The 26,285-nt window shown below is 71.8% G+C and carries 36 protein-coding genes and 1 pseudogene; 9 read left to right on the top strand and 28 right to left on the bottom strand.

Annotation, left to right across the window (positions count from 1 at the left end; genetic code table 11):
• Positions 1-13: 13 nt before the first annotated feature.
• From ACZ6KF_RS29230 to ACZ6KF_RS29105, 26 genes are all read right to left on the bottom strand, one after another.
• Positions 14-1,633: a hypothetical protein gene (locus ACZ6KF_RS29230; RefSeq protein WP_469241095.1), complete on the bottom strand. Its 1,620-nt coding sequence runs from the start codon at positions 1,631-1,633 to the stop codon at positions 14-16.
• Positions 1,617-2,090 (bottom strand): hypothetical protein, encoded by a 474-nt coding sequence (locus tag ACZ6KF_RS29225; RefSeq protein WP_469241094.1) that lies wholly within the window; start codon positions 2,088-2,090, stop codon positions 1,617-1,619. Before ACZ6KF_RS29225 ends, ACZ6KF_RS29230 begins: the two co-directional genes overlap by 17 nt.
• A 212-nt stretch (positions 2,091-2,302) precedes the next feature.
• Positions 2,303-2,674 (bottom strand): HNH endonuclease, encoded by a 372-nt coding sequence (locus tag ACZ6KF_RS29220; protein ID WP_469241092.1) that lies wholly within the window; start codon positions 2,672-2,674, stop codon positions 2,303-2,305.
• Between the two features lie 67 nt (positions 2,675-2,741).
• Positions 2,742-3,179 carry a PASTA domain-containing protein gene (locus ACZ6KF_RS29215; RefSeq protein ID WP_469241090.1) on the bottom strand — a complete coding sequence of 146 codons (438 nt, stop codon included), beginning with the start codon at positions 3,177-3,179 and terminating at the stop codon, positions 2,742-2,744.
• Positions 3,180-3,284: 105 nt separating this feature from the next.
• Complete coding sequence (locus ACZ6KF_RS29210; protein WP_469241088.1) at positions 3,285-3,572, bottom strand: hypothetical protein; 288 nt, start codon at positions 3,570-3,572, stop codon at positions 3,285-3,287.
• Between the two features lie 115 nt (positions 3,573-3,687).
• The gene (locus tag ACZ6KF_RS29205) at positions 3,688-3,888 is read right to left on the bottom strand and encodes a hypothetical protein (protein ID WP_469241086.1); all 201 of its coding nucleotides are present in this window, start codon (positions 3,886-3,888) and stop codon (positions 3,688-3,690) included.
• A gap of 390 nt (positions 3,889-4,278) precedes the next feature.
• Positions 4,279-6,369, bottom strand: a complete 2,091-nt coding sequence (locus tag ACZ6KF_RS29200; protein ID WP_469241084.1) for a cell division protein FtsK — start codon at positions 6,367-6,369, stop codon at positions 4,279-4,281.
• Between the two features lie 87 nt (positions 6,370-6,456).
• The gene (locus ACZ6KF_RS29195; protein ID WP_469241082.1) at positions 6,457-6,624 is read right to left on the bottom strand and encodes a hypothetical protein; all 168 of its coding nucleotides are present in this window, start codon (positions 6,622-6,624) and stop codon (positions 6,457-6,459) included.
• Between the two features lie 31 nt (positions 6,625-6,655).
• A complete protein-coding gene (locus ACZ6KF_RS29190; protein WP_469241080.1) occupies positions 6,656-6,826 on the bottom strand; it encodes a hypothetical protein in 171 nt (56 codons plus the stop codon).
• Positions 6,827-6,931: 105 nt separating this feature from the next.
• A complete protein-coding gene (locus tag ACZ6KF_RS29185) occupies positions 6,932-7,234 on the bottom strand; it encodes a hypothetical protein (RefSeq protein ID WP_469241078.1) in 303 nt (100 codons plus the stop codon).
• Positions 7,231-7,404 (bottom strand): hypothetical protein, encoded by a 174-nt coding sequence (locus ACZ6KF_RS29180; protein ID WP_469241076.1) that lies wholly within the window; start codon positions 7,402-7,404, stop codon positions 7,231-7,233. The genes ACZ6KF_RS29185 and ACZ6KF_RS29180 overlap by 4 nt, the downstream gene beginning before the upstream one ends.
• Positions 7,401-8,246, bottom strand: coding sequence for a hypothetical protein (locus tag ACZ6KF_RS29175; RefSeq protein WP_469241074.1), 846 nt, complete (start codon positions 8,244-8,246; stop codon positions 7,401-7,403). Before ACZ6KF_RS29175 ends, ACZ6KF_RS29180 begins: the two co-directional genes overlap by 4 nt.
• Entirely contained in the window at positions 8,243-8,629 is a 387-nt protein-coding gene (locus ACZ6KF_RS29170; RefSeq protein ID WP_469241072.1) for a DUF6907 domain-containing protein, read from the bottom strand. Before ACZ6KF_RS29170 ends, ACZ6KF_RS29175 begins: the two co-directional genes overlap by 4 nt.
• A complete protein-coding gene (locus ACZ6KF_RS29165; RefSeq protein WP_469241070.1) occupies positions 8,626-8,955 on the bottom strand; it encodes a hypothetical protein in 330 nt (109 codons plus the stop codon). Before ACZ6KF_RS29165 ends, ACZ6KF_RS29170 begins: the two co-directional genes overlap by 4 nt.
• Entirely contained in the window at positions 8,952-9,185 is a 234-nt protein-coding gene (locus ACZ6KF_RS29160) for a hypothetical protein (protein WP_469241068.1), read from the bottom strand. The genes ACZ6KF_RS29165 and ACZ6KF_RS29160 overlap by 4 nt, the downstream gene beginning before the upstream one ends.
• 127 nt (positions 9,186-9,312) lie before the next feature.
• Entirely contained in the window at positions 9,313-9,576 is a 264-nt protein-coding gene (locus ACZ6KF_RS29155; protein ID WP_469241066.1) for a hypothetical protein, read from the bottom strand.
• Complete coding sequence (locus tag ACZ6KF_RS29150; protein WP_469241064.1) at positions 9,573-10,193, bottom strand: hypothetical protein; 621 nt, start codon at positions 10,191-10,193, stop codon at positions 9,573-9,575. The genes ACZ6KF_RS29155 and ACZ6KF_RS29150 overlap by 4 nt, the downstream gene beginning before the upstream one ends.
• Complete coding sequence (locus ACZ6KF_RS29145) at positions 10,190-10,396, bottom strand: hypothetical protein (protein ID WP_469241062.1); 207 nt, start codon at positions 10,394-10,396, stop codon at positions 10,190-10,192. The genes ACZ6KF_RS29150 and ACZ6KF_RS29145 overlap by 4 nt, the downstream gene beginning before the upstream one ends.
• A gap of 157 nt (positions 10,397-10,553) precedes the next feature.
• Entirely contained in the window at positions 10,554-11,081 is a 528-nt protein-coding gene (locus tag ACZ6KF_RS29140) for a hypothetical protein (protein WP_469241060.1), read from the bottom strand.
• A gap of 306 nt (positions 11,082-11,387) precedes the next feature.
• The gene (locus ACZ6KF_RS29135; protein WP_469241058.1) at positions 11,388-13,253 is read right to left on the bottom strand and encodes a hypothetical protein; all 1,866 of its coding nucleotides are present in this window, start codon (positions 13,251-13,253) and stop codon (positions 11,388-11,390) included.
• Positions 13,250-13,876: a bifunctional DNA primase/polymerase gene (locus ACZ6KF_RS29130; protein ID WP_469241056.1), complete on the bottom strand. Its 627-nt coding sequence runs from the start codon at positions 13,874-13,876 to the stop codon at positions 13,250-13,252. The genes ACZ6KF_RS29135 and ACZ6KF_RS29130 overlap by 4 nt, the downstream gene beginning before the upstream one ends.
• Positions 13,873-14,172, bottom strand: coding sequence for a hypothetical protein (locus ACZ6KF_RS29125; protein WP_469241053.1), 300 nt, complete (start codon positions 14,170-14,172; stop codon positions 13,873-13,875). The genes ACZ6KF_RS29130 and ACZ6KF_RS29125 overlap by 4 nt, the downstream gene beginning before the upstream one ends.
• A 100-nt stretch (positions 14,173-14,272) precedes the next feature.
• Complete coding sequence (locus ACZ6KF_RS29120; protein ID WP_469241051.1) at positions 14,273-14,716, bottom strand: hypothetical protein; 444 nt, start codon at positions 14,714-14,716, stop codon at positions 14,273-14,275.
• On the bottom strand, positions 14,713-14,937 hold the full coding sequence (locus ACZ6KF_RS29115; protein WP_469241050.1) for a hypothetical protein: 225 nt from the start codon (positions 14,935-14,937) through the stop codon (positions 14,713-14,715). Before ACZ6KF_RS29115 ends, ACZ6KF_RS29120 begins: the two co-directional genes overlap by 4 nt.
• Entirely contained in the window at positions 14,934-15,662 is a 729-nt protein-coding gene (locus tag ACZ6KF_RS29110; RefSeq protein ID WP_469241048.1) for a hypothetical protein, read from the bottom strand. The genes ACZ6KF_RS29115 and ACZ6KF_RS29110 overlap by 4 nt, the downstream gene beginning before the upstream one ends.
• 68 nt (positions 15,663-15,730) lie before the next feature.
• Positions 15,731-16,021 (bottom strand): helix-turn-helix domain-containing protein, encoded by a 291-nt coding sequence (locus ACZ6KF_RS29105; protein WP_469241045.1) that lies wholly within the window; start codon positions 16,019-16,021, stop codon positions 15,731-15,733.
• Positions 16,022-16,237: 216 nt separating this feature from the next.
• Between ACZ6KF_RS29105 and ACZ6KF_RS29100 the strand changes: the two genes are divergently transcribed.
• Positions 16,238-17,278 (top strand): helix-turn-helix domain-containing protein, encoded by a 1,041-nt coding sequence (locus tag ACZ6KF_RS29100; protein ID WP_469241043.1) that lies wholly within the window; start codon positions 16,238-16,240, stop codon positions 17,276-17,278.
• 96 nt (positions 17,279-17,374) lie between these two features.
• Here ACZ6KF_RS29100 and ACZ6KF_RS29095 read toward each other — a convergent pair whose 3' ends face one another.
• Positions 17,375-18,874, bottom strand: a complete 1,500-nt coding sequence (locus ACZ6KF_RS29095; RefSeq protein ID WP_469241041.1) for a recombinase family protein — start codon at positions 18,872-18,874, stop codon at positions 17,375-17,377.
• A gap of 42 nt (positions 18,875-18,916) precedes the next feature.
• Here ACZ6KF_RS29095 and ACZ6KF_RS29090 point away from each other — a divergent pair.
• The 6 genes and pseudogenes from ACZ6KF_RS29090 to ACZ6KF_RS29065 all read left to right on the top strand — a co-directional run.
• A pseudogene (locus ACZ6KF_RS29090) lies at positions 18,917-19,519 on the top strand (ATPase, T2SS/T4P/T4SS family); the annotation flags it as partial.
• 73 nt (positions 19,520-19,592) lie between these two features.
• A complete protein-coding gene (locus tag ACZ6KF_RS29085) occupies positions 19,593-20,501 on the top strand; it encodes a type II secretion system F family protein (protein ID WP_469159575.1) in 909 nt (302 codons plus the stop codon).
• 123 nt (positions 20,502-20,624) lie between these two features.
• Complete coding sequence (locus ACZ6KF_RS29080; RefSeq protein ID WP_469241039.1) at positions 20,625-21,419, top strand: type II secretion system F family protein; 795 nt, start codon at positions 20,625-20,627, stop codon at positions 21,417-21,419.
• Between the two features lie 173 nt (positions 21,420-21,592).
• Entirely contained in the window at positions 21,593-21,847 is a 255-nt protein-coding gene (locus tag ACZ6KF_RS29075) for a DUF4244 domain-containing protein (RefSeq protein ID WP_356630674.1), read from the top strand.
• On the top strand, positions 21,834-22,196 hold the full coding sequence (locus ACZ6KF_RS29070; RefSeq protein ID WP_356630676.1) for a TadE family type IV pilus minor pilin: 363 nt from the start codon (positions 21,834-21,836) through the stop codon (positions 22,194-22,196). The genes ACZ6KF_RS29075 and ACZ6KF_RS29070 overlap by 14 nt, the downstream gene beginning before the upstream one ends.
• An 83-nt stretch (positions 22,197-22,279) precedes the next feature.
• On the top strand, positions 22,280-22,801 hold the full coding sequence (locus ACZ6KF_RS29065) for an Rv3654c family TadE-like protein (RefSeq protein ID WP_469241037.1): 522 nt from the start codon (positions 22,280-22,282) through the stop codon (positions 22,799-22,801).
• A gap of 6 nt (positions 22,802-22,807) precedes the next feature.
• Here ACZ6KF_RS29065 and ACZ6KF_RS29060 read toward each other — a convergent pair whose 3' ends face one another.
• Entirely contained in the window at positions 22,808-25,303 is a 2,496-nt protein-coding gene (locus tag ACZ6KF_RS29060; RefSeq protein WP_469241035.1) for a DEAD/DEAH box helicase, read from the bottom strand.
• Between the two features lie 81 nt (positions 25,304-25,384).
• Here ACZ6KF_RS29060 and bldG point away from each other — a divergent pair, with 81 nt between their 5' ends.
• Complete coding sequence (gene bldG, locus ACZ6KF_RS29055) at positions 25,385-25,726, top strand: anti-sigma factor antagonist BldG (RefSeq protein ID WP_024885807.1); 342 nt, start codon at positions 25,385-25,387, stop codon at positions 25,724-25,726.
• A 103-nt stretch (positions 25,727-25,829) separates the two neighbouring features.
• Positions 25,830-26,270 carry an ATP-binding protein gene (locus tag ACZ6KF_RS29050; RefSeq protein ID WP_356630682.1) on the top strand — a complete coding sequence of 147 codons (441 nt, stop codon included), beginning with the start codon at positions 25,830-25,832 and terminating at the stop codon, positions 26,268-26,270.
• Positions 26,271-26,285 lie beyond the last annotated feature (15 nt).

The following is a 26,285-nucleotide window of genomic DNA, read 5'->3' as shown; positions in this document are numbered from 1 at the left end:
GCCAGGCCCCCTCTCACGCGCCGTAGTAGTAGCTCTTCCTGCGGGTGCTGAGGCCCGCGGCGATCGCGTCGCCAGCCGCTTCGTGCGCCAGCACGCTCGTCACGCAGGCGTCGATCTTCTGAGTCGCCGACGCCTTCGCCAGCACGTACCGGTCGCCCGGCCGCGCGGCCGCGCGGGTGTTCTCCACATGAGCGGCGGTGATCGGGCAGTCGTCGTGCGAGAACTTCGTGTCCCGCTTGGTCACGTCGGTCTTCAGCCGCTCCGCCGCGGCGTGCATCTGCACCACCCGCCGCGTGTACCAGCGGATCACCCGCCGCTCGCCGTACTTCTCCGCCCACGCGTCCACCTCGGACTCCCAGTAAGGCGGGTCCGCGTACAGCAGGACGACGTTGTAGGTGCGCATCACCTCGTCCATGGCGGCGTCAACCTCGAGCCGGGGAACCTGGCCGTCGTAGTCGGCCGGGTCCCAGATCGTCGGCAGCCGGTTCGGACCGTAGACCGGAGTGAACTGGTAGCCGTCCAAGGTCTCCAGCCGGATCGCGGTGTGGTCGTCGATGTCCGAGCCGTCGAACCCGGCCACCACCGTGGTACGCCGCTTCACCGGACGCGGCTTCGCCCGCGCCGCCCACGCCGTGCCGTCCAGCCACGCCGTGGTGCCCGAGACGACCCGGTTTCCGTAGAAGCGTTCGGCCTGCGCCGGGTCGTGCTCCATCAGCTCCGCGGCCTCGGCCTCGATCGCGTCGAGGTCGACGTGCGCCGAGCCGGCGTAGACGATCGCGTGAATCTTCCGCCGCTGCCGCTTGTCCTTGTACGACAGCGACTTCGGCGCCTGCGGGTGGTAGCGGAAGATGTCCCGGCGCTTGGACGCCGCGGTCGTCTGCGCCACCGAGTTTTCCGACGGGTCCCAGGTGTTCGTCGTCTCCATCGACCGGCCACCCATACCGGCCAGACCGCGCCGCTGGGTCTCCGCCACCCGGCGCAGCTTGTTCGCCGCCGTCCACGTCCCCGTCTCGTCCTGCAGCGCAAAGTTGATCGGGTTGCCCAGCCGGGACAGCGCGCTCGACGTCACGACGTCGATGCGTCCGGCGTCACCGACCCGCACGAACTCCTCGCCCACCCGCAGCTGCTCGGCGAGCGGCCCCAGCTTCACCATGGACTTCAGCGGCCGGTAGACGTTGGCGACCTGGTCCTCGCTGGACGCGGTCAGCTGGATCAGCGGCGTCGGCCACGGCACACCCATCGGGTCGCCGGGCTGGTACTCGTACCACCAGCCGCACGGGCAGCCGTGATCCGCGCACCGGTACCGCTCCCCGCCTCTGGCCCAGCCGCCGAAGACGACCGGGCCGACCGCCTCGGCCAGCACGATCGTCGCCGACCACGGGCCCTTGCCGGTCTTCTGCGGCGCGACAACCTGCGAGCGCCGGTAGTGGAACGCCGGCGCCAACTGCCCGACGGTCGCCTCCGGGCGGACCCGGTAGTGGTTGGCCGTGCACCACAGCTGCCACGGGTACAGCTCCATGCGCTCGCCCGCGCGGAAGCCGTCCGGGATGGGGCAGTGCTCCTCGATCCAGTCCGGCACTACCCACAAGGTGGGGAAGTCGACGACGAAGCCGGGGTCAGTCCCCGTCGCCACTGGGCACGACCCTGAGCCGGTCGCGCGCGCTCGGGCGTCGCGCCGGCGCGGCCGCGGTTGCGGTCGGCTCCGTGACTTCGGCGGCCGGGGCGACCTTCCACCGGTTGCGCAGCATCCCCGCGACGCTGAGCCCGAGACTGTCGAGGTAGCTGCGGACCATCTTCTTCACGTCGACTCGGCAGTCCGGCCGCTCGGCTTCCGCCAGGGTCCGGCAGAACAGGGCGACCTCCAGGTCCTGCTCCAGTTCCTCCCACGCGACCGCCTGCGGTCTGGCCCACAGGTCTTCCCACAACTGCGCTTCACGGCCCGTCTGCTCGGTCAGCGGCCACTCGGGCGCCGGGCCGGTGCGGCCCTCCGCCGGCAGCGTGGTCCAGCCGCCGGCCTGTACGGCCTTCGCGGACTTCAGGGAGTTCGGGTCCGGCGGCGGCCCGGACGCGGCGTGTCCCCCACGGGGCATGGCGATCACTCCTTCGCGCGCTGCGTTGCGCAGCACCGATAGCCGTCACCTTGCGTGACGCCGGTTGTGGATCATGGACCCTCTGACCCTGCGGACCTCCCGGAGCCCTCCCCGGCGTTCCGGCACCCCTACCGGCCGGGGGTCGCCCCCCACCCCTCTGACCTGCGGCCTTACCCTCGGAAGGGCTTCTGACCTGCGGCTTTGCCTTCCGGTCACTGTTCGCGGTCGTTCCAGCCTCCGGGCTGCTCCTTCGCGGTGTGCCGGGAGTGGTGGGCCTTGGTCATGGACTGCAGGTTGGCCCAGTCGTGGCCGCGGGGTCCGAGGGGTCCGAGTCCGTCGCGGTGGTTGACCTCGGTCGCCCTCGGCCGGAGGAGCGGGGGCAGCTGCTCGCACTCGTCGCACTCGCAGTAGGGGTGCGCGCGGAGGTACTCGCGGCGTGTGCGTTCCCATCGGGTGTCGTAGCCCTTGGCTGCTGCGGTGGGGCGTCGGCGTTGCGCCTTTGCCTGGCAGTTGGGGCAGCGTCCGCCGGGGGTGAGGGTGGGGCATCCGGGGGTGGGGCAGACCTGGAGGGCTCGCCTGGGCATGGTCGCCTCCGGGCGTGCGAAGGCCCGGCCAGCGGGAGGCGGGCCGGGCCTGGGGCGGGTCAGGGGGTCAGCAGGTCTCGGTGTCCTTGACCGCGTGCAGGGTGACGAGGGTGTCCGTCGGGTGGGTGCCGGGTGCGGGGTCCTGGCTGCACACGGTCCAGTTGCGGTCGAGGACTTGCAGGCGGTTCTGGCCGCTGGCGTCCTGGTCGTCGAGGCTGAAGAAGCCGGCGTTCTGTGCTTCGTCCTGGGCGGCCTGGAGGTCCATCCCGACCAGGTTGGGGAGTTCGGCGGTCTCCGCCACGTCCGCGCCGGCGTCGGAGGTGTCGGTGTCCGGCTCGGCGGCGTCTTCCGATTCCTGGGCCGGCGGCGGGTCCTGCTTGGCGGGGCTGCTGTTGTTGGCGTCGGTGCCCGGCTTGGTGGAGGTGGTGGATTCGGTGCTCTCGCAGGCGGTGAGGGAGAGGAGTAAGGCGGCGGTGAGAGCGCCGATGGTGGTGCGGATGCGCATGTGTCGTCCCCAGAGATCGAGTGCTGAGGGGACATCATGCGACGTGTGGAGCTGGCGTATACGGCTTGTGTCCGTCCTGTGACCCGCCGGTGCCGTACTGGTTGGTTACCTCTCGCGCCGGACGAGCCCGCGGAAGAAGGCCGTCACCTCGGCACCGACGCCGACGAGGCGGACGTCGACCTTGAGGGGTTCGCGGGGTCCGTCGATCCGTGGGCTGTGAGCACTGCCGGGGTGCTCGGCGGCGGCTTGGATTGCGGCGGCCTTGTCGACGAAGCCGGTGGTGGTGCTGCAGGTGCAGACGAAGCAGGCGCGGCCGGTCGATTCGCAGCGGGCCCAGCCGTCGTCTGTGGGGGGCAGGTCGCGGATCTCCACGACGATCTGGGGGCTGTGCATCGTCGCCCTCCGGGTACGGCGAAGGCCCCGCTGGTGGGCGGGGCCTTCGGGGTGTCTGTGGTGCCCGATGGGCACAGGTGTACACGGAGATCGTTGCACTGCGGCTGACCTGCGGTCAAGCGGCGGAGCGTGTGGCGCGCTTGGCGGCGAGGGCGGTGACGTCGCGGGCGGCGTACCAGGGCTGGCGGGGGGTGCCGCCGGAGCGGGTGAGCTGGCCGCGGTGGACGAGGGTGCGCAGCCCGGTGAGGGTGATGCCGAGGACGCGGGCGGTCTGGTGGGCGGTGAGGTGGCCGGGCCGTATGTGCTGCTGCTCCATGACCTCCATGATGCGTCAGCGGGTGCCGGCCTGGTGGGTGCGTCGCCAGGCGTTGTGCGCGCGCCGGCCGACGCGAAGCCGGAGCCGTCGGCCACGGCAGCGCGGGCAGGTCCGGGGCTTTCCGAACCGCTCGACCTGGCCTGTGCCGTGGCATCTGCGGCAGGTACCGAACGGCTTGATGGCGCACAACGCTGTGTAGTAGCCGAGGGCCGCGATGAGTGCGGCGCTAGCGATCAGCATGGGGGTCGGGTGGCCTTCCTGGGCGGGTGTTTCCCGTTTCCGGGCCTGCCGCTGCTAGACGCTAGGTGGCAGGTCAGGGGCGGATTGTGGTGCTAGCGGGGGTGCTAGGCCTAGCAGGGCGGGGTGCTAGGCCTAGCGGCCGTTTCGGGGTCAGGCGGCGGCCCGGTCGGCGTTACGGCGGGTGATGGCGGCGGTGATGTCGGCTCGCTTGATGCCGCGTTTCGTGGTGCCCTTGCCGTCGTCTCCGGCGGCCCACACGTCTGCGGTCGTCACCCCCCACGGCTTCAGGGCGGGGGCCACGCTGGCGGTCGTCCACTCGCCGTAGACGTCGGGCAGGGTCTCGGCCAGGCGGGCGGCGATCCGCTCGCACCACAGCTGTTCCTCGTCGGCGTGGAACGTCTTGAGCACGTCGCCGAGGACGTCCATGCCGCGGGAGGCGGAGGGGCCTTCGCCGATCGCGTGGCCGGTGATGTTGCCGTAGTCCTCCCGCAGCTGGCGGGCGCGCGCGACGACCTTCTCGGCGGCCGGGCCGTCGACGAACGCGGAGGCGACGATGAGCGGGTCCTCGCCCTCGCCGGACATCCAGCAGATACCGCGGTCGGAGCGGGAGAACATGGTGGCGCGGATGCCGGCCTTGTACGCGCCGGTGCCGAGGACCATGTCGTTGGCGGTGTGGCCCATGACCTTGAGGCAGAACCGCAGGACCGCGTTGGCGCTGATCCCGGGCGGGAGGCTCTTGGCGTCGGGGCGCTGGGTGGCGAACATGCCGACGATGCCGAGGGCCGGGCCGCGCTTGGCGATGTCCGTGCAGATGGACTCCAGCTCGGCGCCGTACTTCTCGTGCTCGAAGGGCACCTGGCACTCGTCGAAGCCGACCACGATCGGGTGCAGGCCGAGGCTCTTGTCGCTGGCCAGGGCCGGGGTCACCTTCGACTCGGGGCAGCGGGAGCGCGGCAGGCTGCGGATCACCTTGGCGCGGCGGCGCAGTTCGTCCTTCAGTTCCCGCAGCGCGTGCAGGACGTACAGGACGTCCTCGTCGTCCTCGCCGGTGCGGTAGCGGTGGCAGACGGGTTCGAGGGGGCCGAGGTCGCCGGTGCCCTTGAAGTCGAAGGCGTACAGCTGGGCGCGCGGGTCGAGGGCGGCGATGAGCAGCAGCAGGCGGAGCAGGAACGTCTTGCCCATGCGGGGGATGGAGCCGATGACGACGGAGGCGAACATGAGGGTGACGCGGATGTCCCGCATCCGCTGGTCGTTGCCGAAGACGACCGGCTGGAACAGGTCGACGTGGCCGTCCTTCAGCAGCGGCCAGGCGGGCTTGGTGGTTTCGTTCATGGGCTTGTCGCCGACCCACAGGATCAGCCGGCCTTCGTGTTCCTCGGGGTCGCCGGAGGGCCACACGCAGCCCAGCTTGCGGCGCAGGCCGGAGGCGAGGGCCTGGCGTTCCTCCATGACGTCCTCGGGGGTGACGCCGTAGGGGAGGTCGAGGTCGGCGCGGTAGCCGGGGCCGTCGCGGGTGATTTCGCTGGTGAAGCGCATCCCGTTCATGTCGCCGCCCTTCTTGATCGCGGCGGTGATGCGGGGGTTGCCGATCGACTCCAGCGCTCGCAGGACGATCGTGCCGGTCAGCTTCTGCAGTTCGGTGCGCATCACGGCGGGCCCGATGACGGGGGCGTCGGGCTGCTGCCCGAAGTAGCCGCAGGTCAGGACCGCTCCAGCCGCGAACGCCCACAGGAAGGCGGGGGCCATGACGTACAGCCACAGGGCGAAACCGGCGCCGAACACCGCGGCGATGGCCACGACGAGGCCGCGCAGGCGGACGCGGTTGGCGCGCAGCCGGGCCAGGGTCATGTACTCGACGGCGTCCTCGGCGCGCACGGCGTGTGCCCGCAGCGGCGCGGCCTCCCGGTCCCACACCCACCGGTTCGTCTCGGTGATGAAGCGGCAGACGCCGCGCGGGGACATCGCGGCGAGCTGCACGCTGTACCAGGGGGCGCGGACGGTGTGGTAGGCGGCGGCGTACCCGAGGCGGCCGGCGGTGTGCTTGAGAGTGGCGGCGAAGTCGGCACGGTCCTTCACCCAGGCAGGCAGGATCGGCTTCCGCTTCTCGTCGGCCACGCCCGGGGAGGGCAGATTCGGATTGTCGACGGGTACGGGCGCCGAGGGCGTACCCGGCTGTTCGGGTACGGCGGGTACGGGCGTACTCGGGGCCTCGACGTTGGCGGGTACGAGGGTGTCCGTCACGATGGTTCCTCCGGTCGTTCTGTTGGGCGGTCCGGGACACGGGGCGGCCGGGTGTACCTGGCCGGGTACGGCCGCCCCGTGGCGTACCTACTTGCTGTCGGCGGCGCGCTTGCGGGCCTTGTCGTAGATGGCCTCGACGCGGCGGTCGATGTCGGGGGTGGACTTGGCGCCGGCGAGGATGCGGCGGGCGCCCTTCAGCTCCAGGCGGGCGACGGCGGCTTTCTCCGTCCAGGTCAGGCGGGGGTTGTCGGCCATGGGGCAGTCCTCCAGGGGGTCGTGGTGGCGGTCACGCGCCGCGCTGCTGCTTGGCGGCCTCGGTCATGGCGGCCATGGTCTGTGCGAAGGTGCCGTCGTTCTCGCTGATGGCTTCGACCACGGCGTGCACCAGGGCCTGGTCGTTTCCGGCGTCCATGGCGGCGATGGCTTCGCTGACCTTGTCGTTGATGAAGTCGCTCACGGTGTCCTCCTCGGACGGGTACGGGCCGGGCTGTCCGGCCCCACCGCACCCGCCGGGCTGCTCTCGCTCTCGGCGAAAGCAGGTCCGGCGGGACGGAAGGGCAGGTCAGCGGCCCTTCTGGAAGTCGGCCCACAGGCCGCGGAGGATCAGCAGGCAGGTGGTGGCGCACACGGCACCGATGGCGATGGCGACGGCGAACAGGGAGGCGACCAGGCCGGCCGACACCACCACCCCGCCGATGACGAGCCACTTCGTGGCGTTGAACTCGGGCCGGGCGGCCGGCGCGGGCGCGGCCTGCTGCTGGGCGAGCAGCTGCTGGGCGGCGAGGATCGCGGCGATCTGCCGGACCATCTCCGCGTTGTCGGCGGCCTCGACGGCGTCGCGGGCGGCCTTCTCCAGGTCGCTCATCGGGTCCACCTCCACGGCAGGGGCAGGTACGGGCGGACGACCAGGCCGAGGACGAAGGCGACCGCCCACGGCCTCTCCACCAGCGCGGTGACCGCGGTGACGGCCAGGCCGAGCAGTGCGGGAAAGGCGAGCAGCAGGCCGGCCAGCACGCCGAGGATGAGCGCCTTCACTGCCCCACCTCCGGCCGGACGGCCGACAACTTGGCGAGGGCCTGACGGAAGCCGTCCTGGATCTCCTTGGCCCGGTTCTGGCCGACGGACAGCCGGTCCTTGATGGCGCGGATGGACGGGACCTTGCCGGCCAGCAGCTCGTCCTTGAACTGCTCGGCGGCCAGACCGAGGCCGTACTCGGTGAGCGGGTCGGACTGCTCCGGGTCGTCCAGATACTCGGGGCGGTGGGTGCCCGTCAGGTACTCGTGGTCTTCCTGCCACACCTTGTCGGGTACGTACTCGGCGCGTACCTCGGTGCGGGGATGGGTGTACTCGGCGGCGGATACGAGAGCCTTCGCGGCGGGCGCCGGGCGGGCGACGATCGGCAGCAGCCGCGCCCCCTCGGGTACAGCCGGAGGGATCGGACGGACCGGCTCGGGTACGGCGGGTACGGGTTCCGCTTCCGGCTCCGGCTCGTACTCCGGCTCGTACTCCGGGGCGGCCGGGATCTCTTGGGTCTCCTGCACGAGGTCCGGCTCCGCGGGTGCGTCGGCGAGCCGGTGTACCCGCCACAGGACGAGCGGGGCGATGGCGGCGACGGCGACGACGAGCGGCCAGTCGACGGGCAGCAGGCCGACCGTGACGAGGTGGCTCGCGGAGTTCACCAGGATGAGGGCGGCCACGGCGGCGAGGACGTCGCGGTGGGCCCGCAGGGCGCGGATCGTGTAGATGTCCAGGGCACCCGGGACTGCGGCAGCGACCCACTTGTTGAAGCCGACCGCGCGGGCGAGGTCGTACTCGGCCGAGGCTGTCGCGACGAGCGCGGCGACCAGGGCACCCCACTTCAGGTAGTCGCGGTTCACCGGGCACCCCCGGCGAGGATCGCGGAGAGCCGGTCGGCGAGGTCCCGCAGCCGGTCGGCGTGCGCCTCCATCGTGGCCGCCAGGTCGTACACCTCGGCGGGCGTGAGGGTGCGGGCGAAGCTGCCCTGCTCGATGAAGAGTCCGACGCCGCGGTGTTCGGGGCTGGTGGCGAACGGGGCCTGAGACAGAAGGGCCGTCCACAGGTGTTCGCCGTGGAAGTCGAGGTGGTGTTCGGGGCCGGCGTGGGAGATGTCGACGCGGAAGTCGGCGGTGGCCTGGTCGGAGTCGGCGTCGGGGTGGCCGGCGCACCAGTCCGGTTCGGGGATGACCAGCGGATGGACGGTGAGCAGGTTGACGGTTGTGGTGCGGGGTTCGCTGCTCACTGGTCTTCACCCCCGGGGAGGGTGACGGCCTCGGACCAGGTCTTGCCCTCGGTGAGGGCGGCGTGCGCCTGGTCGACGGTGACGTACCCGGCGACGGGGTGCTCGGCGATGCGCTCGCGCAGGTAGCGGGCGGTCCAGTCGACTCCGAGGACGGGGCCGGAGTCGAGCAGGTTCTGCAGGGCGATGCGGGCGTGCATGGCCCGCTCGTTGAGCAGCCGGTCGTGCGCCTCGGTGCCGCCGACCGTGGCCGGGGCGGGGATGTCGAGGGCTTCGAGGACCGCGGCGAGCAGGTCGCGGACGGGGGCGGGGATGTCGGCGCGGCTCATCGGGTCACCTGCGTCTCGGCACCGAGGGCGCGGAGCAGGAGGCGGAGGGCCTCGCGGACGGAGAGGATCTGGTCGCTGTCGAGCAGCTGCTGCGCGACGCGGACGGCGACCTCGAGGTCGCTGGGTTCGGCCGGCGGTTGGGGTGCGCGGCGCACGTACCCGGCCGCGATGAGGCGGCGGCCGCCGCTAATCGGCGCGCACAAGGGCGCGCTAAGGTGCTGGTGGTCCATGACGAGGTCCGATCTCGTTCGTGGTCAAGTGCCCGGGCGTTGCTGCGCTCCGGGGGCGTAGAGGGTCGGGCGGCGCGCGCGCCTCCAGGTGTTCCAGCACCCGGAGAGCTGCTGCCCGGCCCTCGTCTTATTCCGTTGTGTACTTCTTGATCGCGTTCGCTACAGCGGTCCAGCTGAGGCCCAGCTGTTGCGCGACCTTGTAGACGCTGCCGAGTTCGTCGGCCCCGTCTTTGAGGGCTTGCGCCCGTCGTCTGCGGGCTGCTTCCGCCTGGTTGTCGAGCTGTTCCAGCAGCTCGTCTTCCGTGCGGAGGCGGTCCCGCCAGGGAGGCGTTTCCACCTCTCCGAGGTTATCACACACGGGGTTACGCACAAGGGGGGCTGTGATATTCACGCCGTCTCCTTCGCCTGGAAGTGGACGAGCAGGGCCCAGTCCTGCGCACTCTCGTAGGTGTAGCTACACCAGCGGCACTTCAGCCGGGTCTGCCCCGGCAGCCGGGAGATCACCGCGCCGCAAACGACTCCCTCAGCGGTGATCGCCACGCACGTCCCGAGTCGCTGCGGCCGGGGTGCCGGGTCCCCCACGATCGTGCGCGCCTGGAGCTCCAGCTCCCGTACCTCCCGGGCGAGGTCGCCGGCCGCCGGGTAGTGCTCGACGATCCACTCCAACTCCATGCCAAGCCACCGGCACGCCGACGCCATCCCGGCACGCGGCGGGGCGCTGCGCTCCGGCCAGCGCACCCGCTGGACGTCCTCACGCCACGACTCAACGACGGCGGCCATGTCGCCGCGGCCGACCAGGTCGAGAACGTCCTCGTTGAGCGGGGACCTCGGGCCGGCCGGTGCAGCCGCGGTGTGCTCGGCCAGGCCCCGACGGGCGGGCACCAGGTGCACGGACAGCTCGGTGTGCAGGTCGGGCAGTGCGGCGAGCGTCTTGGCCAAGGCGACAGCGTGCCGCTCGCACAGGTACCGGCCGACGGTCTCGGCGCCGCACAGCTCGCACGCGGTCACCGCTCGGCCTCCGCCCGCAGCTGCAGCCGGTGCAGGCGGAAGCTGCTCAGGAAGACGTCGCCGGCGGCGCGCTTCCGCGCGGCACCGGAAGCAGTGAGGTTGCGGCGGATGCTGCGCATGTCGCCCACCATGTGCAGCACGGCCATGCCGTAGGCGCCGATGCCGACGCCGCACAGCAGGATCTGAATCTCGGTCGAGGTCATCTCAGCTTCGGCTCCTTGGGAGGTCGGTCACTTTGGCTATGCCGCCAAAGTGACGAGCGTTTTCACTAAGCGGGCAACCGCAAAGTGATCACCGTTGTGGTGTGCCGGGCGCGAGGCCGGGCCCGATGCCCCCGGGCCCGGCCGTAGAGGCGGCGGGTCAGCGGGGCAGCGCCGCCGGCTCGACGTGGTCGATACGGTCCGTGCGCCACAGGACGATCTGCTTGGTGCCGTGGCCGTACCAGCCGTCCCCGAACGCTGCGCGCAGTCGCTCGTCAGTGCGCAAGCACTCGCGGATCTCTGGATGCTCGGCGTCGTACTCAGTGCTGTAGGGGGCGCTCGTCAGGACGGCCGGCCTGCTGTCGCGCAGCCATCCATTCGCGTGGTCCAGCCACACGTAGTCGAGTCCGCCGTTGTTGCGGCAGGTGCCGAGGGGGCACTTCCGGCTGACCTTGCGTAGGAGCCAGAGCTGGCAGCAGCCGGTGCGGCTGTAGCGAAGGCCGTGGCGTTCGGCCCACTCGACGATGGTGTGCTGTGCGGCTTCGGCGTGTGCGGTCGCTTCGGCGAGGCGCTCGCGGCTTAGGCAGCTGCGTCGCGGGTGCGGCGTCTCCAGGCCGTAGGGCCAGGCGACTACCCCTTCGCGCACGCCGAAGATGGCGGCGGCGCGGTCGAAGAAGCGGTTGGTCATCTTGTCTCCTCGAGAGTTCGGCGGGTCAGGCTTCCGCGCCGGGGTGAAGTCGGACATCAGGTCTCCCTGATCGATCGGGGGGACAGTGGGACAAGGGGGGGACAGGGGGGACGCTGTTTGTCCCCCCCTCTCTCGCGCGCTATGCGAGTCGAGAGATAGTTGATCTTGATCTTTTATTAGTGCTGGTCAGACGGTTACTTGCAGAGGCAATAGTTTCTGGGCGGAACTAGTTGGGGAGCGTCCGGGGGAGGGACGGGGGGACAAACGCTGTCCCCCCCTGCGCTGTCCCCCCCCTTGTCCCCCCCCTCACGACGGGGGGACAGGGCCGGGGACGAACCTGCCGTCGTCCTCGACGAGCCACTCACGCAGCAGTGCGTAGGAGTACGCATCGGGCAGCAACCGCTTCTCCCGGCCGGCCGCCCGGCTCCGTAGCTCCGAACGGGACTTCGCCCCCTGTGCGTGCACGAAAGCCGAGAGCCGGATGGCAAGCCGCTCGACAGCCCGCTCCGTCCGTTTCTCCTCGGCCAGCTGCTTGGCGTGGTCGACGCGCACCTCCTCCTCGATGCGCGCCACGGTGCGCCGCTCCTGCTCGGCCCGGCGCTGCGCTGCGGTGTACTCCAGCACTGCGTCCCGGGTCGCGCACGACGCCTCCCACAGCATCTGAGCCAGCTGCCAGTCCTCCGGCGTCACATGCCGCCGCCCGCCGAGGATGGCCAGCAGCGACGCGAGCTTCACGCGCATCACCGGGGCCTGCGAGTCGAGTTGGTTGAACTGGGACGGGTCGAGGTGGCCGCGGACCTTGGCCAAGTCGGCGGCGCGCAGCTCGGCCTTGATGGACTCGTCGAAGGAGACCAGGACGAAGCGGCTCGCCTCGTCGCCCGGTGGGACGGTGGCGGCCTCGCGCCAGGCGTTGAGCTCGCCGGGCCACGGCGGCGGCACGTCGGGGATTGACGGGTCGATGACCTGCACCCACACGAACCGCTGCGGCGTGCCCTCGGCGACCTCCTCGAACAGCGGTGCCACGGTCTCCGGCTGGAAGCCGACCAGCAGGCCGAGGCTGTAGGAGCCGCTGGGGATGTACCGGCTGGTGTCCTTGCTGGCGTTGGTCTGGCCCAGCGTCTGGCCTACGGCCGCGCTGCGGAGCGTCTCGCCGAGCGTCGACCCGGACCGCTCCTTCATCAGCCGGGTGATCGTCGCGCCCTCGTCGACGTAGAAGAAGGCGTTGTGCCGAACCTGCTTGCGGACGCTCACGGTGACGGGGGTCTCGGTTCCGCCGCGCTTCCGGACCTCGCCGGTCTCCTCCTCGACGATGCCCATGAACACCTCGGCAAGGCCCTCGCCGGAGCCGAGCGGCAGCCCGTCGCGGAAGTCGAGGTCCGGCGGGGCGGGCATGAGCCGGTCGGCGACCTCCACGCCGGTGGACTTGCCGATACCGGAAGGCCCGATGATTCCGCCGAAGAGGTTCAGCGAGGCGTACCCGGCGATGCCGGTGTCGGCGCGGATTCGGTGCGACACCAGCGACGACAGCCGGGTGAGGACCGACAGAAGGGCAACGTCACCGGAGCGGGTACGGGAGTGGCCGGCCTGGCGGATGTGCTGTAGCTCGGGCCGGGCGGCCCAGAACTCTTCAGGGATCAGGCCGGGCACGGAGGGCTGCCCCTGGCTGCTGGGCTTGCCCGGGTCGTGGTCGTCGACCGGATCGTCCGGCTCGCCGAGGCCCAGCTCGATGTCGCTCCAGTCGATTTCGTCGCCGAGCAGTTCCCGGACGTCCGTGGTGGCGGTCGCGTGGGAGACCGGTGGCCACGGGGTCCGGGGGTGCTGCATGCCGCTGCGGAGACCGGACTCGATGCTGGGCCGCGCCCTCCGCTCGGGATGGTTGCCCGCGATGGCGGCGGACAGCAGGGCCTCGCGGGCGTCAGCTTCGCTGAGCGCGCCAGCAGCCACCAGCGTGCCCGCATTGAACGCGGCCCGGTTGATCGTGTTGTTCTGGTCGCCGTCGGGTGCGCCAACGATCAGGTCGCACTCGGCCTGCAGCGCCTTGCGGGTGTAGGAGTCGAGCCGGTCGGAGGACACCCGGAACGAGCCGCGCGCCGCACCGATCGGCGGCGTCTGCGCGCCGAGTTTGGCCAGCGCGGCGTCGACGCCCCGCTGGATTTCCTCGGACGTCGTCATGCGGCCCTCCTCGCCTGCGGGGTGAGCACCGCAGGCCACGCGACGTCGGGCCGTAGGAAGCGCCCGTGCCCGGACCACCGGTACCGGCCGCCGCTGCTGTGCACGGACGGCGCCAGCAGGATGTAGCCGTTGTGCTTGACGTCCAGGCCGGGGCCGAGCGTCCCGGGCAGCGACACCCTCGGCGTGCGGTAGACGATGTGCAGCCCGCCGCCGCCCGTGAGCTGCATGACGGTGCCGGGCAGCACGCCGACGCGCTGCTCCAGGACGGCGAAGGACTGGTCGCCGCCGTGCCGGGGGTCGATGTCGAGGACGGCCCACCCGTTAAGCGCGCACGGCGCGCCGATGTTCGCGTCGGGCTGCTCCGTCCACCACTGCCTGACGAGCGTCACGTCCGTGGTCGCCGCGTGGAAGCCGTGGCAGGTGCGTGCGGTGCAGCGGCACTCCTCGGGGCGGTGCTCGATGTAGAACGGATTGGGCCGCGTCTCCGTGGGCGGGCGGCACCGGGCGCAGTTGGCGAACGGGGCCTTGTCCGGACGGACGCGGAAGACGCGGATGCCCGCCGCCGCGTAGGCGACGGCGGCGCTCGGCAGGTCCGACGGGATCTCCAGGAACTGGTTCGTCACCGAGTCACCGCCGGGAAGTAGTAGGCGCCGGTCGGGCGGCCGACGCACCGGGACTGCCGGGGGCAGACGCGCGGCGCGGCGGCGAGACCGGCGGAGTGGACGTGCCGGTGAGCGCAGAACGGGCAGTCGACGACGAGCAGCGCGCGGGGCTCGCCGTCCTCGAACTGGGTGTCGCGGTAGGCGACCAGGCGGGCCGCGGCGGCGGCCATCCCGAGACGGACCGGCGGCGTCTGGACAGGTGCCTCGGTCTGCTCGGGGTCCTCCCCGAACAGCGGGAGGGTGGTGGTGCTGTTCACGAACGGTGCTCTCTTCTACGAGCGGGGCCTGTGGGGTTCGTGAGTGCGCGTGCGGCCCCGGGCCTGGGGGAGGGCCCGGGGCCGCGGTGCGCTGACCCGATCAGCCCTCGGGAGTGCGCGTTGTGGTGAGCATCTGGGCGTGGTCGGCGGCGTAGTGGCGCATGTACTGCTGCGCCTCGGCTGCGACGTAGGCCCACCGGGTCCCGCCCGGTACGTGGATCTCGATCTCACGGGCGGCGAGGAAGAACCGGGACGCGATCGCGCTGCCCAGGCCGACACCCACCCGCAGCGCGTCCTCGCCGAGACGCACGATCGCGGTGTGGCAGTCGGTGGAGTAGCGGGTCTGCTCGTACAGGTCCCGGCTGACCTCGGTGTGGGTGTCATACCGGCCGGTGAGGTCGACGGTGACGACGAGGCGGACGGCCGGCACCGGCACCTCGACGCGCGGCTGCGCCGGGGCGGGCTCTGCGGCAGGCGGCGGCGCGGGTGTGTCGATGTGGACGGGGTGGTCGACCGGCCACTGGCCGGGGCGGTGCTCGTTCACGCTGCCTCTTCCTTGGCCATGGCGGCGACGACGGGAGCGAAGAGGCCGCGGAGGGTGGCCTTCTGCTCGACGGTGAGGGGCGGCGCTTCGTCGACGATGCGCTCGATGCGCGCCCAGTAGGCGGCGTTACGGGCGGGGTCCTCGAAGCGGACGGGGCGGTCGGCGCGGGGCGGGCGGCCGGGGGTGTCCCCGGCGGCCGGCGGGTTCGTCGCTGTGCTCATCGGCGCCCCTCGGTGATGGCGCGGATCCGGCGGTCCTCGGCCTCGCGGTCGAGTCGGGCGATCTCGGGGTCGCCCTCGAAGTCGCTGGCCGCACTCCGCTCGGCGTGTTCCACGACGGTCTGGAACCGGGCGACGAAGCCGCGCAGCTCCTCCAGCGCCTGCCGGGCCTCAGACGGGCTCAACTCCCCGGTGACGTGGCCGTAGTCCACCCACACGCGGGTCTCACGGCCGTAGGCCTGCGGCTTGTCGTTGATGACGACGACCTGCGCGCCGAACCAGGGCAGGTTCGCGTTCTCCGCCGGGAGGAGGCTGGAGTCGATGTCGCGCATGGCCGTCTCGACCCGAACGCTGACGTGCCAGTCGGACGCGTTGGGCGCGCCGTGGTCGGTCGTGCAGTCGGGGGTGCAGTTCCAGCGGGTCATCCACTCGGGGCCGCGCTGGGCGGCGGTGAGCGGGGCGTCCTCGTTGAGGAAGCGAGCGACTTGGACGTTGAACTCGGCGAGCTGGGTGCGTATCGCGGTCTCAGCGTCGGCGCGGCTGATGCGGGCCGGGTCGTAAACGGCCTCGTAGGCGTAGGCGTCCCAGTCGGGCGTGGCCCAGAGGTCCGTCTGCTGGTCGCGGCGGAGCGGGCCGGTGGCGGCGCCGATCGCGACGATGACGCCGTTGAGGTGCTGGTCTTTTCCGTCCGGCGTCGCCGTTGACGCCGTGAGTTGTACCGTTGTCATTGAGACGTCTCTTTCCGGCGGCGGCACTGATGGGGTGGGCTAGACCCCGGGTGCCGCCGTCTTGCTGGTTAGCGCTGGTGGTGAAGGGCGTTCTCGTCAGACGGCGTCGGGTGGCTAGACCCGGCGCCGTCGCCGTTCCCGGGAGTGATGTCGAGAACCCGGTGCAGGTCCTGAGTGATCACCCGGTATGCCTTGCCGATGCGGAGCACCTTGCAGGGGAAGTCGCCGGCCTTCGCCAAGGCGTAAGCCGTGGTCCGGCCGATCCCGAAGGCTCGCCCTGCGGTCTCCACGTCAACGGCGGCGGGAAGTGCGAGTAGCTCCTCACGAGTGAGCGGGCCACTCACGGATGTCGTTGTCATGATTCGTGGCACTCCTTGCGGAAGTTGCTTCCTGGGGAAGTGGTCCGAGTCTGAAGGTCGCCCCGAGGTGTGTCAAGCGGTGCTGTCTTGTGTCAACACAGAAACCGTGGGAACGTTGCTGAATCCTGACACCGGGTGCCGGGTGATGCCACCTGTCACCGGAGCGTGCCGCCCCGTCGTTGGTGGACGCACAAGACACATGGGAGTCTCGCCGTCATGACGCAACACGGACCGGACTACGCCACGCGCCTCGCTCTATCGATCGCTGCTGAGGTGCGTCGGCACCGCCTTGCCAGAGGGCTGAGCGCGCAGCAGCTAGCCGAGCGTTGCGACCGCCTTGGTATGTCCATCAAGCGGTCAGTGATCGCGAACATGGAGAGCGGTCGACGAACGACCGTGACGGTTGCCGAGGTCCTGGTTCTCGCGGAAGCCCTCGAGGTGCCTCCCGCGGTTCTGCTATTCCCGGTCGGGTATGCGGCGGAAGTAGAAGTGCTGCCCGATGCGTTGCTTGAGCCGTTGGAAGCGATTGGTTGGGTCGCTGGCACAGTCGCAATCAACGAGGGAGCGGTTGAGTCCTCGCCGGAGTCGCCTCTGACCCTTGCGCGAACGCATCAAGACTATGTGGCGCTTCTGATGCGAGCCATGGCCAGCCGCGATCGAGCGCTGAAGGCCATCGAAGGCCTCCCTGATCGCTTCCAGGAGGCCGACATCGATATGCAGAGGGCGCAACGTGAGTATCGTGAATTGTCGGATAAGTTGGTTGCCTTGGATGCAGCGGAAATCGATGATGTGCGCAAACGGGAAAAGGCCGCTGCGCAAGACAGGATGTCCGTCCTAGCTACTGTAATGGAGGGATACACGGAAGCTCAGCGACGATACAACCGTATGAGGACGGCAGTGGAGACAGCGGACCGCTCGGTACTTCGGTACGAGGCGGAGGTCCGTGAGGTGCGAGACAGGATGAAGCGGCAGGGCCTCATTCCACCCGCGCTTCCTGCGTCTCTCCGACACATTGATCCAGATGCCGTCACCAAGCCAGATGCGGAACGCCCCACGTATGCTCTGTCATGGGGTGAAGATGGTGATCTGCGCAAGAAGTCGGTGGAGGGGGAAGTGCAGATTGATCCGCCCCTTTCCGAAGCCACTCAGCAGAAAATGCAAGACACGTTTGCCGAGATGAAGCCCTACCTGGTGGAAGCGTTTCAAGAGGCGATGCAGCGCGTGATGCGGCGCAACAAGGGGGAAGGTGAGCAATGACGCCAGAGCCATGCTCTGCGGGTGTCGGCGACCGCTTTAATTTCACGGTCTACCACCACTTCTTTGCGGCTTGCTAGGTTCGGGTCTGGAGGCGGTTCACGCGGACGCTGCTCCGCTCCGCTTCCAGTTGAAGACGACAGCATTGAAATCGAAGTATCCGCCGTCCGGCATCCGCCCCGGCCGCGGCGTCTTCAGCGTCACCTCGACCAGCGACCGCAGCGCGGCACGCTTCCGCTCCAGTTCCATCCCCTTCCACGCCTTCCGCACGTCCGGCGCCCCGACCAGGCCGGCGAGCGGGTCCCGCGTCGCCGCCCGGGCCAGCTGCCGCGTCACGCCCTCCAGCTGCGCGCGCGCCGTGTCCGTTCCCTCGGTGAACGCCTCGATCCCGATCTGCCCCGCGCCGAACAGGCCCGCCAGGTCCGTCATGCGCCGGCGGATCTGCTCGCTCTCCGCCTGCAGCGCAGCCACGTCGATGCCGTCCGGCGCGGGCTCCAGCAGCTCGTGCGCGTCCGGCCTGGACAGTCGGTCAACGATGGTGTCCTCGACGTACTGGTCGACCACCTCGGCCCGCCGGCCGCCGCCGTGCCCGGTCTGGCACCGGTACGACGGGTACGAACGCCCGCCGGACTGGGTGACGTACACGAAGTGCGTGCAGCCGGCGCGCCCGCACCGGTACAGCAACGACCCCAGCCACTTCGGCTGGGCACCGGGCGTCGTCGTCCGCGCCGGGTTCTTCAGGATGGCGACGACGGCCCGGTACTTCGCCTCGTCGACGATCGGCTCCCACTTCCCGCGGCCGACTTCCTCGCCCCGGTACACGGCGATGCCGGCGTTGCGGGGGCGCAGCAGCATGTCCCGCAGGTCGGTGTGGGTGACCGGGTTGCCCCGGGTGGTGGTGATGCCCTTGTCGTTGCACCACTTCACCAGTGACCGGATCGACCCGCCGGAGAGGATCTCGTCGGTCCAGTAGCGCAGCGCCTCGGCCTCTTCGGGGACGGCCTTCAGCATGTCAAGCTCGGGGACCTCGACCTCTTCGCCGGTCTTCCGGTCGATGCGCGTGCGAACCTCGCCGGTGGGGACGCCCCACCCGAACGGGCGGATCCCGCCTGCCCACTCGCCGTTGATGGCCTTCTGCTGGCGGGCGCGGGCGACGCGGTGCCCCTTGTGCTCGGACTCCTGGCGGGCGACGGCGCCGAGGATCCGCGCGGTCATCCGCCCGGACGGCGTGGCGAGGTCGATGGTCCCGGCCTGCACGGTGTGGGTGGCGATGCCGCGGCGGTCGGACAGCTCGATGTACTCCTCCAGCTCGACGATCGAGCGGGTGAGACGGTCGGTGTGCCAGACGATGACGACGGTGGCCTTGCCCTCGTCGAGGTCGGCGAGCATGCGCCGGTAGTCCTTGCGCAGCTTCCCGGAGAACGCGGACACGTCGTTGTCGACGTAGGTCTCGACGACGTCCCAGCCGTTGCGCTGGGCGAGGGCTTCGCAGTCCTCGCGCTGGCGGTCGACGCCGAGGCCGGCGCCGGTGCGGTCCTGGCTGATGCGGCAGTAGATGACGGCGCGCGTCCGGGCGCCCCCCGTCTGGGTGCTGTTCATGGCCCGAGTGTGCCTCAGCAATGGTGTCTCTGTCCCTAGTTCGGGAAGACGACGCTGCTGAGCGCCCTGCTGGGGCTGGTCGGACCGGGCGAGCGGATCGTGCTCGCCGAGGACTCGGCCGAGCTGCGGCCGGACCATCCGCACGTCGTCCGGCTGGAGAGCAGACCCGCCAACCAGGAGGGCGCCGGGCTCGTCACGCTCGACGACCTGGTGCGGCAGGCGCTGCGGATGCGGCCCGACCGGCTGGTCGTGGGCGAAGTGCGCGGTCCTGAAGTGGTCCATCTGCTGGCCGCCTTGAACACGGGCCACGAAGGAGGCTGCGGCACCGTCCACGCCAACGCGGCGGCGGGCGTGCCGGCCCGGTTGGAGGCGCTCGGCACCGCAGCCGGGCTCGACCGGGCCGCGCTGCACAGCCAGTTGGCCGCCGCGCTCTCGGTCGTGCTGCACCTGGTGCGCGACCGTACCGGGCGGCGGCTCATCTCGGAAGTGCATGTGCTGGAGCGGGATCCGTCCGGGCTGGTGAGGACGGTGCCCGCGCTGCGGTGGGGCGAACAGGCGTTCCGGCGGGAGCGGGGCTGGGAGCGGCTGCGGGAGCTGCTGCGCGGTGGGGACGGAGGTGGTGGTGGCGAGGGAGTGGAGTGGTGATCGGCGGGGTGGGAGCGGGGCGGTCGAGTGAGCGGCGGCGGCTGGGCGAGGTCGAGGGTGACGAGGACGAAGGGTGAGCGGTGCTGTGCAGGAGTCGGTGACGGGGACGGCCGTGGTGTGCGGCGGGGCCGCGCTGTGGTTGATCGGCAGGGGCTGGTCCGGGGCGACGCGGGCTCGGATGCTGCTGGCCGGGGGTGAGGGCCGTGCCGGGGGCGGTGGCGGAGGCGGTGGAGTGGTGCGGGCCGGGCCGTCGTGGTGGCGATGGTGTGCCGGTGAGCTGCGGGGGCTGCGTGGGCGGTTCAGGGGCGAGTGGTGGGTCCTGGTGGTCGGGCTGGGTGGGGCGGTGCTGGGCGCATCCGTGCTGCCGGTGATCGTCGGGGCGGCCGGAGTGCCAGTGCTGCGGCGGGCGCGGCTGGCCCGGGAGGCGCGGCGGACAGGGGAGCGCCGCGGGGACGCGGTGATCGCGCTGTGCGGAGTGCTCGCCGGCGAGGTGCGGGCGGGACGACACCCGGGTGAGGCGCTGCTGCGGGCGGCACGGGAGTCCGGTGGCCTCGGTGAGGCGCAGGCGGCCGTGCTCGCGGCGGCGCGGTTCGGCGGGGACGTCCCGTCGGCGCTCGCGACGGCTGCACGCCGGCCGGGGGCCGACGGGCTGCTGGGGCTGGCGGCGTGCTGGCAGGTCGCCGTGGACCGGGGCGCGGGCCTTGCGGCAGGGCTGGACCGGCTCGAGGGCGCGCTGCGCGCGGAGCGCGACCAACGCGCGGAACTGCGTGCTCAGTTGGCCGGTGCTCGAGCCACCGCCGTGATGCTCGCCGGGCTGCCGGTGTTCGGCCTGTGCCTGGGTTCGGCCCTGGGCGCCGACCCGCTGCGAGTCCTGCTGCACACCGGCGCGGGTCTGGCCTGCCTGGTCGTCGGAGGGGTGCTGGAGGGGGTGGGGCTGTGGTGGGTGCTGCGGATCGTGCGGGGCGCGGAGGGGACGGGGTGAGGGGCGGTGGTGTGGGGCGGTGCTGTGCGGGGGCGGGGGCCCGGTGTGGTGATGCATCGGCGGGGCGGCGGGGCGGCGGGCGGTGAGGGATCGAGGGACCGAGGGATCCGAGAGGGGTGCGGTGTGAGTGCGGAGGTTTTCCACAGGCTGGGGGTGGCCCTGGGGGTCGTGCTGCTCGGCGCGTGGTTGGTGGCGGGGGCGCGGGGAGCGCGGCAAAGACGCCGGGTGCGCAGGCGGTTGGGCGGGCTGGTGCCGGCTGGGGCTGATGCGGTGGTCGCCGGGCGGCGCCTGCGGGGCGCACAGGTCGTACGCCGCTGGTGGCCGGTGGGCGTGGTGGCGGTCGCCGGGTGGGTGCTGGTCGGCGGGGTCATGGGCATGGCCGTCGGGACCGCGGGTGCGGTCGGGCTGTGGCGGTGGCGTCTGCGGCAGGCGGCGGCCGGTGGAGTCGAGGCCGAGTCGGACGCCCGGGCCGCCGCTCGCCAACTCCCGCTCGCCGCCGACCTGCTGGCCGCCTGCATCACGGCCGGCGCCGGACCGGTGATCGCCGCCCGGGCCGTGGGAGAGGCGCTGGGCGGTCCCGTCGGGGGCGCGCTGGCACGCGGCGCGGCGGAGGTGCGGCTCGGGGGAGCGCCGGCCGAGGCGTGGCGCGCGCTGGCCGCCGCACCCGGCGCGGGAGCACTGGCGCGGTTGCTGGAACGGGCCGACGTCTCCGGGCTCCCCGCCGCGGCACCGGTCGCCCGGATCGCCGCCGACGCCCGCGCCGATTGGGCCCGGAGCGCGACGGAACGGGCCCGGCGGGCGGCCGTCATGGTCACGGCCCCGGTGGGGCTGTGCTTCCTGCCCGCCTTCATCGCGATGGGCGTGCTGCCCGTGGTGATCGGTCTGGCGGGAGGGGTGCTGGGAGGGGGTGGTGGCTGACGGCGGCACGGCAGCACAGCGGCAGCGCGCTACGGCGGTACGGCGGACGAGGCACGCCGGGGGCAGGAGGCCGGGCCGATGAGCAACTGAGCAACGACGAGCGACGACTACCGCATTCCACGAGCGACGACACGGACGTCGCAACCAGGCACAGGGACTTCAAGGGAGTTGAGATGAACCAGGCGAACCGGATGAATCACATGAAGCAGGTGACACGGGCGGTACAGGCGGTCCGGGCGTGGGCGCGGGCGCTGGTGTGCGGGACACGCGGGGTGCGGAGGGAAGCGGGCATGGTGACCTCCGAGTACGCCGTCGGCATCGTCGCCGCGGTGGCGTTCGCGGCGATCCTCTACAAGGTCATCACCAGTGGGCAGGTCAACGCGGAGCTGCAGGCCATCGTGAAGCGGGCGCTCGATGCGCGGATGTGAGCGGCGCACGGACCGGGACGGCGGGTTCGTCACGGCGGAGGCCGCGGTGGTGCTGCCAGTGCTGGTGATCTTCGCGATGGGGCTCACCTGGGTGGTGCTCGTCGTGGCCGCGCAGATCCAGTGCGTGGACGCGGCCAGGACCGGCGCCCGCGCGGCGGCCCGCCAGGACTCGCCCGACGCGGTCGTGACGGCGGTCCGGGAGGCGGCGCCGCACGGGGCGAGGGTCACGGTCAGCCGGGAGGCGGACCGGGTGCGGGTCGTGGTGACGGCCGAGGCGCCCGCGGTGGGACGGCTGGGTTACCGACTGCGGGAGGAGGCCGTGGCATTGGCGGAGGGGGCGCCGGGATGAGGACGAGACGGCATGCGTGCGGGGGCGGTCCGAGCCGGGGCCACCCGGCGGTGCGGGACCGCGGGGCTGCGCCGACCCGTCGGGTGAGGTGGATCCGCCTGGAGCGCCCTGACGCGGGCCGCGGGGTCGGGCCGACCCGTCGGGTGAGGTGGACCCGCCCGGCGAGCCCGGACGCGGACCGCGGGTCGGCCACCGTCTGGAGCGTGGGGGCGATCGCCGTCCTGTGCGTGGTGTTCGGCGTGGTGCTGGCCCTGGGACAGGCTGTCCTGGCCCGGCACCGGGCGGCCGGCGGCGCGGACCTGGCGGCGCTCGCGGCGGCGGACCAGTGGACGCTGGGCGCCTCGACGGCCTGCGACAGGGCGGACGAGATCGCGCGGGCGCAGGGTGCGCGGCTGACGCGGTGCGCGCTGGTCGGGGAGATCTCGGACGTGACGGCGACCGCGGGGCGGGGACCGTTCACGGTGGAGGTCAGGTCCCGGGCGGGTCCCGCGGACTGGGCGCCGCCGGGCACGGAGTCGGGCGGCACGGAGCCGCTGCCACCGCGCAGCCGGGCTGCGGAGTCCGGCAGTGCCGGGCCGCTGCCGCCCAGCAGCCCGGCACCGTGAACGCCGCTACCGCTCCTCGCCCGGCGTCACCTCCGACCCCTCTTCCGGCTTCTCCTCGGGCGCCCCCCGCAGCAGCACCGTCAGCAGTCGCACCGCGCCCCTCTTGTGCAGCGGATCGTTGCCGTTGCCGCACTTGGGGGACTGGATGCACGAGGGGCAGCCGGCGTCGCACTCGCAGGACGCGATGGCCTGGCGGGTCGCGGTGAGCCAGGAGCGGGCGGTGTGGAAGGCGCGTTCGGCGAATCCCGCGCCGCCCGGATGACCGTCGTAGACGAAGACCGTCGGGAGGAGGGTGTCGGGGTGCAGCGGGATCGAGACGCCGCCGATGTCCCAGCGGTCGCAGGTGGCGAAGAGGGGCAGCATGCCGATCGAGGCGTGCTCGGCGGCGTGCAGGGCGCCGCCGAGGATCTCCGGGTTGATCCGGGCCTCGTCCAGCTGATCCTCGGTGACCGTCCACCACACGGCGCGGGTGCGCAGGGTGCGGGGAGGCAGGTCGAGTTTGGACTCGCCCAGCACCTCGCCGGTGATGAGCCGGCGGCGGAGGAAGGAGACGACCTGGTTGGTGACCTCGACGGAGCCGTAGCACAGGCGCGCCGCGCCCCACGGGATCTCGACGTCGGTCTCCAGCACGGAGATGGAGGTGGTGTCGCGGGCGACCGTGGAGTACGGCGGGTTGGCCTCCTCGACCAGGGCGACCGAATCGTCCAGGTCGAGGGAGCGCACCAGATAGGTGCGCCCCTGATGGAGGTGGACGGCGCCCTCGTGGACGGTGGTGTGCGCGGACGCGGCGTCGACCGTGCCGAGCAGCCTGCCGGTGCCGCACTCCACGATCTGCACCGGCTGTCCGCCCTCGCCCCGGATGTCGGCCAGGTCGGCGGCCCGCTCCCGGCGGGTCCAGTGCCAGGCCCTGGTGCGCCGGCGCAGCAGCTTCGCCGCCTCCAGCTGGGGCAGCAGCTCCGCGCTGGCCGGCCCGAACAGCTCCAGGTCCTCCTCGACCAGCGGCAGCTCGGCGGCGGCGGCGCACAGGTGCGGGGCGAGGACGTACGGGTTGTCGGGGTCGAGGACGGTCGATTCCACCGGCTGGTCGAACAGGGCCTCGGGATGATGGACGAGGAAGGTGTCCAGCGGATCGTCGCGGGCGACCAGTACGGCCAGCGCCCCCTGCCCGGACCGCCCCGCCCGGCCCGCCTGCTGCCACAGCGACGCGCGCGTGCCCGGATAACCGGCGATCACCACCGCGTCGAGGCCGGACACGTCGACGCCGAGTTCGAGGGCGGTGGTGGCGGCGAGCCCGAGGAGTTCACCCGAATGGAGGGCTCGTTCCAGGGCGCGCCGTTCCTCGGGCAGATAGCCGCCCCGGTACGCCGCGACACGCCGGGCCAGGGAGCGGTCGATCTCGCCGAGCCGTTCCTGGGCGATCACCGAGATCAGCTCGGCCCCGCGCCGGGAGCGGACGAAGGCGACACTGCGCACGCCCTGGAGCGTGAGGTCGGTGAGGAGGTCGGCGGTCTCGGCGGTGGCGGTGCGGCGGACCGGGGCGCCCCTCTCGCCCTGCATGTCGGTGAGCGGGGGCTCCCACAGCGCGAACACCAGTTCACCGCGCGGCGAGGCGTCGTCGGCCACCTCCACCACCGGCAGGCCGGTCAGGCGGCGCGCGGCCACCGCGGGCTCGGCGGCGGTCGCCGAGGCCAGCAGGAACACGGGAGAGGAGCCGTAGCGGGCGCACAGGCGGCGCAGCCGGCGCAGCACGTGGGCGACGTGCGAGCCGAAGACGCCGCGGTAGGTGTGGCACTCGTCGACGACGACGTACTTGAGCGCCTTCAGGAAGGAGGCCCACCGCGGATGTGACGGCAGGATGCCCAGGTGGAGCATGTCCGGGTTGGTCAGGACGTAGGTCCCGTACTGGCGGATCCACTCGCGTTCCTCGAACGGGGTGTCGCCGTCGTACACGGCCGGCCGTACGGCGTGGCCCAACGGGCGGGAGAGCTCCTTCACGGCCCGGCACTGGTCCGCCGCGAGGGCCTTGGTGGGGGCCAGGTAGAGCGCGGTGGCGCCGCGGCCGTTCGGGGCCTCGGCGCCGTCCAGGAGGGTGGAGAACACCGGGACGAGGTACGCCAGTGACTTGCCGGAGGCGGTCCCGGTGGCGACGACCACCGAGTCGCCGTCCAGGGCGTGCTCGGCGGCACGCGCCTGGTGCGCCCAGGGGTGCTCGATGCCGGCGTCCCGCACGGCGGCGACGACCTCGGAACGGATCCGGTGCGGCCACACTGCATGGCGACCCGCGCGCGGGGGCAAGTGCTCCGTATGAGTGATGCGCGAGGCCCGGCTCGGACCGGAGGCGAGCCGGTCCAGCACCATGGCCGGAGTGGGCCGCGGTGCGGGCTGCGTCGGGGATCGATCGGATCGGTGATTCTCGGCCATCGGCACCGAGTGTGTCACTGGCGTGACGGACAATGGGACCAAGGCGTCGTGCACGCCTGCCGGTAAGTGATTGAATGCCATCGCGGCTGGCGAACCGTCCCGGGGGCTGAAACCCGAGATGCCCCGAGGGCGACCGCTCGATAGCAAGGTGCTGGAGGATCCGTGGACCTGTCCTTGTCGACCGAGACCATCGGCGATCGCACGATCGTCAGGGTCGGCGGCGAAATCGACGTATATACCGCGCCCAAGCTGCGCGAGCAGCTGGTCGAGTTGGTGAACGACGGCAGTTTCCACCTCGTCGTCGACATGGAGGGCGTGGACTTCCTCGACTCCACCGGGCTCGGCGTGCTGGTCGGCGGACTGAAGCGGGTGCGCGCCCATGAGGGCTCGCTGCGCCTGGTCTGCAACCAGGAGCGCATTCTGAAGATCTTCCGTATCACCGGCCTCACCAAGGTGTTCCCGATTCACACCTCGGTCGAGGAAGCGGTGGCGGCCACCGACTGATCACCGGTCCGGGCCGAGGGCCCGGGGAGGCAGAGTGAAACCGGGGGGCCGGGCTCGACGGCCCGGCCCCCCGACAGCACGCCCGTAGCTCAGAGGGGGACGCATGGCCACCGTCGAACTCCGCTTCAGCGCGTTGCCGGAGCACGTCAGGACCGCCCGCCTGGTGGCGGCGGCGGTGGCACGCAGGGCCGGGGTCGACGAGGCCGTCCTCGACGAGGTCAGACTCGCCGTGGGCGAGGCCTGCACGAGGGCCGTCGGACTCCACCAGAGCGGCGGGATCGCGGCGCCGGTGACGGTGTCGCTGATCGAGGAGGAGAAGCAGTTCTCCATCGAGGTCGGCGACGAGGCGCCGCATCAGGTCCCCGGGGCCCGCTCGGCCGCGGGAGCCGCCGGCGAGCCGGACCCGGAGACCGAGGAGGACGAGATGGGCCTCGCGGTCATCAGCGGGCTCGTCGACGAGGTGGAGGTCACCGCCGGGGAGCACGGTGGAAGGATCCGCATGACCTGGCCCACCACCCCGCCGCCGAACGTCACGCTTCCCTGACGCCCTCCTCGTTCA

This window comes from Streptomyces sp. NPDC046379 (assembly GCF_055587785.1).
This window is presented reverse-complemented; position numbering and strand designations above follow the sequence as displayed.